15 protein-coding genes are annotated in these 12,320 nt (G+C 44.7%); 1 reads left to right on the top strand and 14 read right to left on the bottom strand.

Annotated features, from left to right (window positions below):
- Nucleotides 1-120: 120 nt before the first annotated feature.
- From BUB28_RS12495 to malQ, 3 genes are all read right to left on the bottom strand, one after another.
- On the bottom strand, nt 121-507 hold the full coding sequence (locus BUB28_RS12495; RefSeq protein ID WP_072951886.1) for a hypothetical protein: 387 nt from the start codon (nt 505-507) through the stop codon (nt 121-123).
- Nucleotides 508-811: 304 nt separating this feature from the next.
- Entirely contained in the window at nt 812-1,306 is a 495-nt protein-coding gene (locus BUB28_RS12490; RefSeq protein ID WP_072951885.1) for a hypothetical protein, read from the bottom strand.
- A gap of 218 nt (nt 1,307-1,524) precedes the next feature.
- Nucleotides 1,525-2,997, bottom strand: a complete 1,473-nt coding sequence (malQ, locus tag BUB28_RS12485) for a 4-alpha-glucanotransferase (protein ID WP_072951943.1) — start codon at nt 2,995-2,997, stop codon at nt 1,525-1,527.
- 72 nt (nt 2,998-3,069) lie between these two features.
- Between malQ and BUB28_RS12480 the strand changes: the two genes are divergently transcribed.
- On the top strand, nt 3,070-3,483 hold the full coding sequence (locus BUB28_RS12480; protein WP_072951884.1) for a putative ABC transporter permease: 414 nt from the start codon (nt 3,070-3,072) through the stop codon (nt 3,481-3,483).
- Here BUB28_RS12480 and BUB28_RS12475 read toward each other — a convergent pair whose 3' ends face one another.
- The 11 genes from BUB28_RS12475 to BUB28_RS12425 all read right to left on the bottom strand — a co-directional run bounded on the left by BUB28_RS12475 (nt 3,484) and on the right by BUB28_RS12425 (nt 12,065).
- On the bottom strand, nt 3,484-3,918 hold the full coding sequence (locus tag BUB28_RS12475; protein WP_072951883.1) for a zinc ribbon domain-containing protein: 435 nt from the start codon (nt 3,916-3,918) through the stop codon (nt 3,484-3,486).
- 124 nt (nt 3,919-4,042) lie between these two features.
- Complete coding sequence (locus BUB28_RS12470) at nt 4,043-4,477, bottom strand: amino acid-binding protein (protein ID WP_072951882.1); 435 nt, start codon at nt 4,475-4,477, stop codon at nt 4,043-4,045.
- A 52-nt stretch (nt 4,478-4,529) separates the two neighbouring features.
- Entirely contained in the window at nt 4,530-4,754 is a 225-nt protein-coding gene (locus tag BUB28_RS12465; protein ID WP_072951881.1) for a hypothetical protein, read from the bottom strand.
- 67 nt (nt 4,755-4,821) lie between these two features.
- A complete protein-coding gene (locus BUB28_RS12460; protein WP_072951880.1) occupies nt 4,822-6,129 on the bottom strand; it encodes a phenylacetate--CoA ligase family protein in 1,308 nt (435 codons plus the stop codon).
- A gap of 143 nt (nt 6,130-6,272) precedes the next feature.
- Entirely contained in the window at nt 6,273-6,848 is a 576-nt protein-coding gene (locus BUB28_RS12455; protein ID WP_072951879.1) for an indolepyruvate oxidoreductase subunit beta, read from the bottom strand.
- A 29-nt stretch (nt 6,849-6,877) separates the two neighbouring features.
- The gene (locus tag BUB28_RS12450; protein WP_072951878.1) at nt 6,878-7,576 is read right to left on the bottom strand and encodes a hypothetical protein; all 699 of its coding nucleotides are present in this window, start codon (nt 7,574-7,576) and stop codon (nt 6,878-6,880) included.
- 29 nt (nt 7,577-7,605) lie between these two features.
- The gene (locus BUB28_RS12445) at nt 7,606-8,475 is read right to left on the bottom strand and encodes a hypothetical protein (RefSeq protein WP_072951877.1); all 870 of its coding nucleotides are present in this window, start codon (nt 8,473-8,475) and stop codon (nt 7,606-7,608) included.
- A 28-nt stretch (nt 8,476-8,503) separates the two neighbouring features.
- Nucleotides 8,504-8,899, bottom strand: coding sequence for a hypothetical protein (locus BUB28_RS12440; RefSeq protein WP_081373511.1), 396 nt, complete (start codon nt 8,897-8,899; stop codon nt 8,504-8,506).
- Between the two features lies 1 nt (nt 8,900).
- On the bottom strand, nt 8,901-9,104 hold the full coding sequence (locus BUB28_RS12435; RefSeq protein ID WP_072951876.1) for a hypothetical protein: 204 nt from the start codon (nt 9,102-9,104) through the stop codon (nt 8,901-8,903).
- Nucleotides 9,105-9,345: 241 nt separating this feature from the next.
- On the bottom strand, nt 9,346-11,076 hold the full coding sequence (gene iorA / locus BUB28_RS12430) for an indolepyruvate ferredoxin oxidoreductase subunit alpha (protein ID WP_072951875.1): 1,731 nt from the start codon (nt 11,074-11,076) through the stop codon (nt 9,346-9,348).
- A 164-nt stretch (nt 11,077-11,240) separates the two neighbouring features.
- Nucleotides 11,241-12,065, bottom strand: coding sequence for a Cof-type HAD-IIB family hydrolase (locus BUB28_RS12425; RefSeq protein WP_072951874.1), 825 nt, complete (start codon nt 12,063-12,065; stop codon nt 11,241-11,243).
- Between the last annotated feature and the right edge of the window lie 255 nt (nt 12,066-12,320).

Genomic DNA, 12,320 nt, shown 5'->3' with positions numbered 1-12,320 from the left:
TTAACATAATAAGCCCCCGATATAAATATCGGGGGCTTTGTTCTAATATCAATGATAATACCTTCATTGTTTTTGCAGCGCCGCATCACATAATGCCGCAGCACTGAACCAAAGTCTGTTTTAAGCTTTGATCTTTTTCTTCTTTCTTGAATGTGCATAAGTCTTGAAAAGGAAATATGCTATCCAGTCATAGATAAACACCACAAACAGACCTATTCCCGTATAAAGGACAAACCATATACCTGCCCATAACATAATAAGAGCAGCAATTACAAAGAGTCCTAAAGCAAAAGCGCTTACCTCAAAACGTTTTCCGAGGTGGGTGTGGCCGTTATCAGCGACGAGATCATTCCAGAAACCTGCTGCCTTAACAGTGCAGCCAACAATAACATTGCTCAGAATAAGTATTACATTACAATGTTTTTCATTCAACAGAACAATTGAAATGATAAAGATAATATCCAGAATTGTAGCTAATAAAGCTTCTTTCATAATTTTTTTATTCATACGCTCACTCCCTAAAATAAATCATATCCATAATGTTTCAATATGATGCAAGCATCATCCCCTACATTGAAACACCTTATAAAAATATTATTTTCACCTCCGTATTTCAGATTTTGTCCATCTCTCTTAATGTTTATGCGTAAAAGTACAACTAAGATCAAACATAAAAATCATGAATGAAAAAAGCTGATACGACAATTATACACTATAAATATGAACATTTAAAGGCTTTTTTGTTATTTTGATAGTGACATTTGTCACTAATTTTCTGAAAAACATACTATAACAATACTTTTTCGGCAAATCAAATATGATTTTCCTGCTTTACTTTCCTGTTTCTCACCCATTTAACGATAAAGAGTATCTGCCAGAAAAGACAGAACGGCAATACAGGGACAATACAGAATACCGCACCCATTACAAGAAATGCATTGTAAAAGCCTTCCCAGCCGTAGGTAGTAGTAAAGAAATCAAAGCCGTACTTGCTGCAATAAAGGCAGTATGCGAGCAGAAGCACATACGGGATATATGACAGGATAAAGGATATCTTATAGCCCATAGATATAGGCTTTAAGCCTGTAGCTTTACGCTTGCCTATGCGCTTTGAGACCGCAAGACCAATGAGTCCGAGCAGTGAAAGCATGAGCACTGCTCCGAAAGCCGAAGCATAGCCCAGTCCGAGATAATCCCAGAGCGGCGCATGGAGACCGTCCTCAGCCGCAATAGTAATGCAGCGCATGAGATACACACCTATACCGCCGAAGCATACCCACTTGATATTATCGCTCTTTTTAGTCATAAAGCTCCCCTCCTTTTCTGATATTATAATACCACAGAAAAGGGACTTTTGTAAGATGTCATTTGTCATTTTCACAGTGACACTTGTCACTATTTTTATACCGTCCCACACAATAAAAAAGAGGGCAAAAACTTGCCCTCAAAAAAATTTTTCTGATAATCAATGGTTTTCCGTTGAAAAAACCGCGTTTTTTGCCCTATTATAGAAGGGCTTTTTCATCACCTGTTATAAAGCCTGTTGAGCTTGCGTATCTTTTTCGCCAACTCAGGCGTAAAATCGGACTTTCTTGTGCGGAACTGCCAGTTGCCGCCGAGAGTTGAGGGAGTATTCATTCTGCCCTCTTTAGGACTGTCGAGGAAGTCCTGTATCTGCGCAGCCGCTACCTCAGCCACACTTCCCCATGCAGCGCGGATAACTGCCATAGGTATCTCCTTTTTCTTCTTTACATTAAGGTACTGCTTGGCAAATTTCAGCGACTTCTTATCAAGGGTATCCACCCAGCCGATAAGAGTCTCGTTATCGTGAGTACCTGTATATGCAAAGTAGTTGGTACTGCTGTAATTATGTGGCAAATACTCGTTCTCGCCGTCGCTGAATCCGAATTGCAGCACCTTCATGCCGGGATAGCCGCATTTGTCCAGCATTTCTCTTACCTCAGGAGTAATAAAGCCCAAGTCCTCGGCAATGATATTCAGCTTGCCCAGCTTTTCCTCAGCCAGCCTGAAAAGCTCGTAATTCGGACCCTTCTCCCATTCGCCCACGGTAGCGTCCTCGTTGCCGAAGGGTATGCTGTAATAGCTTTCAAAGCCGCGGAAATGGTCTATCCTTACGATGTCATAAAGCTCAGATGCAGCCTTTATACGGTCTATCCACCATGCGTAGCCTGTCTTTTTGTGATAGTCCCAGTTATACAGCGGATTGCCCCAGAGCTGACCCAGAGGCGAGAAATCATCGGGCGGACAGCCTGCCACAGCAACAGGTCTGCGCTTTCTGTCAAACTGGAAAAGCTTAGGTGTCGCCCACGCCTCAACGCTGTCCAGAGCGCAGTAGATCGGGATATCACCTATTATCTCGATACCGCTGTCATTAGCGTATTTCTTCAGCTCGCTCCACTGTCTGTGGAACTCATACTGTATGAATTTATAGAAGCCGATATCCTTTTTCAGTTCCTTTTTTGCAGCCGCAACAGCCTTTGTCTTATGCATGGATATATCGCTGTCCCACTCATACCAGGGCTTGCCGTCATAGCGGAATTTCAAAGCCATGAACAGAGCATACTCGTCCAGCCATTTCTTGTTCTCATCGCAGAACTCCTTATAACCCTGAGCTTTTGCAGGTCTGAACCTGTTGAATGCTATCCTCAGCACATCATAGCAATGGTCATACAAAAGGCTGTAATCCACCTTCTCGGGGTCGTTTCCCCATTCAAAGGAAGCAAACTCGTGATGCTCAAGAAGTCCGTCACATTCAAGCACATCAAAGTCTATGAAATAAGGATTTCCAGCCTTTACCGAAAAGGACTGATATGGCGAGTCACCATAGCTTGTAGGCGAAAGGGGCAGTATCTGCCAGCACTTCACCTCAGCCGATTTGAGAAAATCCACAAACTCAAATGCAGCCTTTCCCATTTTTCCGATGCCGTATTCAGACGGCAGACTTGATATATGCATAAGTATACAGCTTTTTCTCATATTCATTCAACTCTCTTTCCTGTATAAAGCCCTGAAAAAACGCCATACTAAAACCAAAAGGAGTTGATACGTATGAAGCTTTCACAGCTTTTATTCTCATTTCTTATGGGCTATTTCTGCTACAGTCTCATAGAAATAGTCATGCGCGGATATACCCACTGGACCATGTCCCTGACGGGCGGTGCTGTACTTACCATACTCTATGCCATAAACAGCCGTCCCATGACGCTTATACGAAGCTGTATCATCGGCACCTTTCTTATAACAGCCATAGAGCTTACCGTTGGGATATTCGACAATGTTATTATGCACTGGAATGTATGGGATTACTCGGATATGCCCTTTAATTTCCTGGGACAGATATGTATCCCCTTCTCCCTTTTCTGGTTCGTGCTGTGTATCCCCGCAAACAGGCTATGCAAGCGCATACGCCGCCAGTTCGGTAACAAAAAGGCTGTTCCGATAATCTCAGAACAGCCCATGTGATCAATAGTTCTTATTAGAATCAGCATCAAAGAAATTGTTGCTGCTTTCTGTATAGTAGTCGTTTGGTTCAAGAGACATGAAATCGTCATCGTCGATATCAGGAAGTCTTGCACCGCATCGTCCACAGAACTGAAAACGCTCATTTACCTCAGCATCACACTTAGGACATATCTTATATCCTCTGATGCCGTTAAGCTCATATCTCATCTTCTTGATCCTTCTGCGTCTTGTATCTATATCGTCACAAAGCACTTTGAGAGCTGCAGGATCTTCACCCTGATTTTTGTAATACTTCTTTCCGATATCAGTAAAGATCTCAACGATGCGCTCCTCCTCATAAAGGATTTTTCTCTTGAGGTTGCTGGCTTCTGAGATATTTTTAGCCTTTTCAGATACACCCCTGCTTGCATCATTAAATTTATCGAGAATTCCCATCTTAAATCACTCCTGTTCAATATTTTCTCGTTAAATATTGCATTTTTATTATACATCAACAAGAGGAATTATGTCAAGTGTTTTCATAATAAATTTAAGTACAGGTTTACTTTTTGTGCAATACTCACATTTCAGCTATATCATTTTCGGTAAGCTGAATAATTCCTGCTCTGTTAAGAGCTTCAGAAGCCTGTGTATTGTCATCGACACGGATAACGAAGGATACAGCCCTGTCTGAGGTACCAAGGAACGAGTACATATACTCAACATTTACATTGTCCTGACCCAATACGTCCAGCACACGACTGAGCTGACCGGGAGAATCAGGTATGGATATTGCCAGCACCTCTGTTACATTTACTGCATACGAAGCCGCTCTCAGTATATCCACTGTCTTTTCGGTATCATTGGCAATGAGTCTGATTATGCCGAAATCAGCAGTATCAGCAAGGCTAAGAGCTCTGAGATTTACTCCGCTCTCCTTTATCATTCGCATGACACCTGCCGCCTGATTAGGCTTATTATCTACAAAAACCGAGATCTGTCTTACGTTTGACATATGATCTCCCTCCTTTGTGGTTGATATTTTACTGCGTCAGCAAGAGGAAGCATTATGCTTTTGGAAGATCCTCATACATTACGAGAACGGAATGTTCGTCGATATACTCATTTACATGGGTCTGTGCATCGTGGCAAAGTCCCGATGATGAACAAAACTTCATGTCTATTACCTTTACTGTAGAGATAAACTGATTAAGCTCATTCTCAAAAGCAGCAAATCGCTGATACTTCTCCTGCTCCGGCATATAATTTGTGGAAAAAATTTTGATTTTCATAAATGAAACCTCCTTAAAATAGTTGGAAATTTATATCACAGGAACGCTGTGCCCCTGCTCTAAACAATCAATCATGAAGCTTGCGCTTATCAATAACTCTTACAGCCTTGCCTTCACTTCTTGTAATAGACTTTGGTGAAACAAGATGTACCTTAGGATTGATACCCAGCATTGTCTTTATGGCAACTGCTAAGTCGCGCTCCTGCTTCTGCATATCCTTAACCTTATCTGAGAACTGATCGGGATTCATCTCTACGCTGATATCGAGAGTATCCGTATTGTTTACACGGTCTACTTCTATAAGGTAGTTTGGTGAATAGCCCTGTTCGATGAGAACTGTTTCTATCTGTGACGGGAATACATTTACTCCGCGAATTATCATCATATCATCGCTTCTGCCCATAGGCTTAGCCATTTTTATGAGAGTACGTCCGCATGAACACTTTGCTCTGCTGAGCTTGCAGAGGTCGCGTGTACGATAACGGAGAAGCGGGAATGCTTCCTTTGTGATGCTTGTGAAAACAAGCTCGCCAACCTCTCCCTCGGGGAGTACTTCTCCCGTATCAGGGTCGATTATCTCAGGTATGAAGTTGTCCTCATTTATGTGCATACCGCTCTGCTCGGAACATTCAAACGCAACACCAGGACCGCTTGACTCTGTAAGACCGAAGATATCAAAAGCCTTTATACCCAGTGATTTTTCGATACTGCGGCGCATTTCCTCAGTCCACGGCTCTGCACCGAAGATACCAGCCTTGAGCTTCAGATCCTCGGGCTTTATGCCCATTTCAGCGACAGTTTCGCCGATATAAGCCGCATAGGAAGGCGTACAGCAAAGTATCGTCGCACCCAGATCCTGCATGAACTGTATCTGTCTTTCGGTATTGCCCGAGCTCATAGGAAGAGTGAGACAGCCGACCTTGTGTGAACCGCCGTGAAGTCCCATACCGCCTGTGAAAAGTCCGTAGCCGTAAGCTACCTGAACCACGTCCTCATTTGTACCGCCTGCTGCTGTGATAGCTCTTGCACAGCAGTCCTCCCACATATCCACATCATTCTGAGTGTAGAAAGCAACTACTCTTTTACCTGTAGTGCCGCTTGTGGAATGTATCCTTACACAGTCGCTGAGCGGCTTTGCAAGGAGTCCGTAAGGATAAGCTTCTCTGAGGTCTGCCTTACTCAGGAACGGCAGCTTGTGAAGATCCTCCGTTCCCTTGATGTCCTCAGGCTTTACGCCTTTTTTGTCCATGAGATCACGGTAATACTTCACGTTTTCATATACGTGCTTAACCTGTGCAACGAGTCTTTCGTCCTGAAGCTTTTTCATTTCTTCCCGCGATGCACACTCGATCTCTTTGTTCCAATATTTTTCCATTGGACTTCTACTCCTTATTTATGGATTTATTATGTTATAATATGATGTTCTTTTGTAGTTATCTGTGGGACGGCGTCCCCTACAATCGGTCATTTATAATTATTTCATCGTCTGCGGGCGGATAATATCCGCCCCTACATAGTTTATTTAGCTGCTTTGCCAAGCTCGAAAGCCTTCTTGTTGAGTTCAAGGAACTTAGGCGGTACGCACTGTTCAAGTGCCTTCTGCCAGAGCTCGTCGGGGTAGTCCATACGTGAAGCAAGAACGCCCATGAGAACAACATTTGAAGCCTTTGCAGTACCTGCCTGCTCAGCAAGTGAAAGAGCGTCTACAGCTACAAGCTCTGCGCCTGCTGCCTTCAGCTTTTCAACGAGATTTTCGGGATACTGTGCAGCACCTGTGATAACGGGCATAGGGTCTATCTGCTGTGTTGAGGTTATGAGCTTGCCGCCCTTTTTGAGGTATGGCAGACATCTTGCAGCCTCAAGAAGCTCGAAGGAAATAACAGCATCAGCCTCGCCCTTTTCTATTACAGGGGAATAGACCTTATCACCATACTTTACGTATGTTACGACCGAGCCGCCTCTCTGCGACATTCCGTGTACCTCGCTAACCTTTACGTCATAGCCCTGTGCAAGAAGCACATTTCCTAAAAGTCTTGAAGCGAGCAGCGAACCCTGTCCGCCGACACCTACGATCATAATAGATTTTGTTTCCATTTTATATTACTCCTTATGATAATAAATTCTTAATAGCTCTTTTTTCCGAACTTTGAAAATATCCAGACTCCACCTATCGCACTGAATATGTAATTCTCTGCGAGAGATGCCATAAACAATCCCTTCTTTCCAAGTGTCGAAAGAAGATCACCGAAGCAATCCGAACAATTTGAATAGGTCGGCTTTTCATAGCCCAGCACCAGCCTTGATACATCGTTCATGCCAGATTTATAACCGTCTTCATAACTGCTGCTTTTTCCCAGATATGCGGACGTCAGGCTTTTCATCTCCAACAGTGTATCCTTCAGCTCATACACCCATGATGTGCGCACAGCCAGATATACTGCTATTATCATTACGATGATACAGGTTATGCCGCCTGCTTTGAGATTGAAGCCGCTTTTGTGGGTAGCAAGGTAATATCCGAAGAATACTCCTGCCGCCAGCAGTGCTCCGCATATGGAAGCAATGAGACCAAATCTTGCAATGATCGCTATCATAAAAAAGCCCGGTATCGCACCGATCATAGCGCCCAAAGCGCCTTTGACCAGCAGCATGAACTCTGTATCCGAGCTTGCATTGCGCTCGTTGTACATAGCATAGAAATCAGGTGCAGGCTTATAGCCTGTGTCCTTCTTCTGTCCGTAGCCTTCCGCTGCATTTCCCTGACCCGTGAAGCTGTTCTTCTGCGGATCGTAGTTATCCGAGCCTTTTATAAAATCGTCCATTTTATATTGCTCCTTAAAAGATCGTTGATTTATATTTTTACATTACCCATATTACCGAATTTAGCAAAGGTTCCGAAGCCGCCCAGTGCAGCAAAAGCAATGTTTTCAAGCAGCGTCTTGATAAACTCGCCCTTGAAATCGCATTTTTCCAGCAATGAACTGAATTCAGACGATATCTCAGAGAATGAAACATCTCTTATACCTATCAGTTCATACAGCAAATTACTTTGCTCCGTACTAAGACTGCCCGATTTTATGCCGATCTCGTTTTGCAGGTAGGACGATATTTCCAGACACCATGATGTGCGGACTGCAAAATAAATAGCAAAAATCATTACACACGCACATATTATCAGACCTGTTTTTTCGTCCAGATGGGTATTTTTTGTCATCAGGTTGTATCCGAAGAAGATACATACCGCCATAACAGCTCCGCAGATAGAAGCTATAAAACCCAGCTTTGCAACAAGTATAATGAGTATAACTCCCGGTATCGCGCCTATTACAGCACCAAGCACACCTTTGAGTATCGGCACCAGCTTCGACTCATCTGCTCCGAAATCGCTGTATACCGTATCAGATGCGGGATAACCGCTTCTTGTGTCATAGCTGTTGTAGTTTGCGGACTGCTGTCCGTAGCTGTTCTGTGCATTGCTGTAGCCTGCGGACTGCTGTCCGTAGCTGTTCTGTGCATTGCTGTAGCCTGCGGACTGCTGTCCGTAGCCATTCTGCGCATTGCTGTAGCCTGCGGACTGCTGTCCGTAGCCGCTCTGCGCATTATTGCCTGCCTGCATTGCAGCCTGTTTAGCTTCCTGCTCAGCCTGCTGTGCAAGCGCGTTCATATTACTTATATCGTCCATTCCGTCAGGACTTCCGATACCACCCATTAAATCATCCATTTTTCATATCCTCCTAATTTTAAACAACTCAGGATAACAATTCAAGTTCGCCGTCAACAAAACCTATGGCAACGCCCTTAGCCCCTTTTATTATCTCCGAGTACTTACCGTTTTTCAGGTATTCTTCAGCCATTTCCTTAAACAGCTCAAGTGCATGGCTCCAGCCCGTATCGTCCTCATCTGAGGTATCAACCGTGAAGATATTTTCCTCACTGCTCCATACCTCCTCGCAAGCCCAATCGCCGTCCTTGTCATCGGGGTCAAACTCCCCTGCGGCTATGAGCTGTGCTCCGTAGATATGTTCCTCATCGGACTCCTCATAGAGATTGAAGCAGAAAGCCTTAGTCTCCTCAGGCATATCGTTATTTTCGAGAAGGTCGTCCAGCCAACGTGCGAACTCCTCATATATTGGTAACTGTAACATTTTATTTCCTCTTTGTTTTCTTAAATCTGAACAATTCAAGCTTTCCGCACTGTGGACATTCGTAAATGCTCACAGTCATAGCTCCCGATAATATATTGCTGAGATTTTCGGTAAAAAAGCCTGATTTTCCGAGCTGCATACGCTCCGTGCCCATGTACTCCATTAAGATATTGCAGTACGGACAATAAATAGTTCTTATTTTCATGGTATTATTACTCCGATTTAATGGTAAGACTAATGGTTTGATGATATATACTTGCTTCTCTTATAGACGCACAATGTGCGCATTTATTACAGGAGAGCGGAGCTTTCAATAAAAGCCGTCCCCTACATTGCTGTCATGACATACGGGAGCCCGAGGGCGGGCTTCCCTACTAACCACTGAATAGTCATATCGGGACATCGAGGACGCCGTCCCCTACTTAGTTCTTAGCTCTTAGTTCTAATCACTGAATAGCGTTAAGTTTGCACTGTTCCTGACATATGCCGCAGCCTACGCAGAGAGTGTGGTCAACTACAGCCTTGCCGTCGCGCATTGAGATAGCAGGACATCCAAGCTTCATACACTGCTTACAGCCTACGCACTTGTCATGGTCTACCTTTACAGGCGGATTGTGCTTAACGTATTTCAGAAGTGCGCATGGACGGCGGGAAATAATTACCGAAGCCTCGTCAGCAGCAAGCTCCTCCTTGATAGCAGCCTCAGTCTCGGCAAGCTTGTATGGGTCTGTAACACGTACACGCTTGATACCGATAGCCTTGCAAAGCTCTTCAAGATTAACAGCAGCAGCAGGGTCGCCCTTGAGGTTCTTACCTGTTGTCGGGTTCTGCTGATGACCTGTCATACCTGTGATAGAGTTATCGAGAATGATAACAGTTGAATTTGAATTATTGTAAGCGATATTTACAAGACCTGTCATACCGCTGTGCATGAATGTTGAGTCACCGATAACAGCAACAGTCTTGTGCTCGGACTCTGCTCCTCTTGCCTTGTTGAAGCCGTGGAGTCCTGAGATAGAAGCACCCATGCATATAGTTGTATCAATAGCGTTGAGCGGTGCAGCAGCTCCGAGAGTGTAGCAGCCGATATCGCCAGATACTGTAACGCCCAGCTTCTTTAAGCAGTAGAACAGACCTCTGTGAGGACATCCTGCGCACATTACAGGAGGACGTACAGGGATATTCTCGTCAAGAGCAACGAAGTCCTTCTTCTCGCCGAGAAGCTTCTCTGCGATAACAGACTGCGGAAGCTCGCCGATATAGCCGAATATCTCCTTGCCCTTTACGTTGTTTACGCCGATATTGCGGCAGTGCTCCTCAATAATGCCGTCAAGCTCCTCGATAACGTAAACCTGCTCGTACTTCTTAGCGAAGTCCTGAATAAGCTTTTCAGGGAGAGGATTTACCATACCAAGCTTGAGTACGGAAGCTTTGTCGCCCAGAGCTTCCTTAACGTACTGATAAGCAGCACCGTTTGTAATAACGCCGAATTCAGCCTTGTCTGATATCTCAACTCTGTTGAGAGGAGTAGTCTCAGCGTACTCGATAAGCTTCTTTGTACGCTCCTCAACAAATACGTGTCTGCCCTTTGCGTAAGCAGGCATCATAACGAACTTGCTTGGTGTCTTTTCGTATTCCTTGAGAGGAAGGTCATTGCGCTCCTCCATTTCAACGATGCTCTGTGAGTGAGCAACTCTTGTGGACATTCTTACTATGAATGGTGCGTCAAACTGCTCAGAAAGCTCGAAAGCAAGCTTAACGAACTCCTTACATTCTGTAGAGTCGGAAGGTTCAAGCATAGGCACCTTTGAAGCGATAGCGTGATGACGGCTGTCCTGCTCATTCTGTGATGAATGCATACCCTGATCGTCTGCTACTGCGATGACCATGCCTGCGTTAACGCCTGTATAACCTGCTGTATAGAGCGGATCGGCAGCAACGTTGAGACCAACGTGCTTCATTCCGCAGAAGCTTCTTGCACCTGCTATAGAAGCTCCCAAAGCTGTCTCCATAGCGACCTTTTCATTAGGTGCCCATTCTGCGTATACCTCGTCGTACTTTGCCACCTCCTCGGTTATCTCCGTGGAAGGAGTACCGGGATAGCTTGATACTACGCGACATCCTGCCTCATATAAGCCTCTTGCGAAGGCTTCGTTTCCAAGCATTAATTTCTTCATTTTATGTATTTTCCTTTCATGTTAAAGATTATCTATTGATAAAGCCCTTAGCCTTTAGCGTTTCTTGTAGGGGGCGATGCCCACATCGCCCCATTGGTTTCATCGTTATATCGCAGGCGGATTATATCCGCCCCTACAATAAGCTAACGGCTAATGGCAAATGGCTAACGGCTAAGTTCATCAACCAGCCACCGTGCAACTCCGTCCTCATCGTTGGTACCGATGACATAGTCTGCGGCAGCCTTTATCTCTTCCCTTGCATTGCCTACAGCGATCCTTATATCAGCCTGTGCGAACATGGGAAGATCGTTAAGATTATCCCCGAAAGCCACTACCTCGTCAAAGCCGTAGCTTTCACGGAGATACCGCAGTCCGTTTGACTTTGAAGCGGCTGCCGAAAACACCTCTAAGAACCATTTTCCTGTGTAAGTATCCTCATAAAATGCGCAGTCCACACCATCTATGCCGTCAACGGCAAGCTTTACGGGCAAAAGTCTTTCATACTCTGCCAGAGCGGTATAATAAACCGTCCTTTCATTTGCAGCGTCCATAAGGTCTGCACACTGTATATACGGCTTGTTATAGCGGTTTTTGCGCACTTCCGCAAAGCTCTGCATTACCCGCGTAGTCACTCGGGTATAGTAGCAGGTCAGTACCTCCTCATTGAAGCGGTACAGAAAAACCTCCGCTTTCTCGCGCTTAAAAGCCTCAATGACTTTTTCGGAAGCCTCCGTGGATATGTACTGATTAGCAATATATCCGTCTGCTTTAAGGTCATAGATGCTCACGCCGTTCATAAGTATGCACGGCACATTGATGCCTAAAGCCGCAGTCAAAGGCTTAGCCGAGTACACCGACCTTGCAGTTGCAAAGGTGAAGTACATTCCCGACTGAGTGAGCTTGTTGATGATATCAGCAGTTTTCACCGATATACTGCCGTCAGAGCTGAGAAGCGTACCGTCAAGGTCTGTGATAAAGAGCCTTTTCAATTGCGCAGTCACCTCCGATAGATACTCATAATAGTATTATAACATATTTCAACTTAAAAGTGAAGTTTTATTTCTGTTTATTATCAGATTTGTACATTCCGACGGAATTAAGCCCCCCCGAATGTTAATCCTGCATAATCTCCCTGCCTGTATGGGACAACGTCCCGCCAAACATTGACCTGTAGGGGACGGTGACTCCCTGTAGTACAGGGAGATGTCCGAAGGACAGAGGGTCGCGGCTTCTGTTGGAAGTCC

The sequence above is a fragment of the Ruminococcus flavefaciens genome (genome assembly GCF_900143025.1).
Taxonomy (GTDB): domain Bacteria; phylum Bacillota; class Clostridia; order Oscillospirales; family Ruminococcaceae; genus Ruminococcus; species Ruminococcus flavefaciens_I.
Note: the sequence above shows the minus strand (reverse complement) of the source record. Positions and strands in the feature narration are given on the sequence as shown.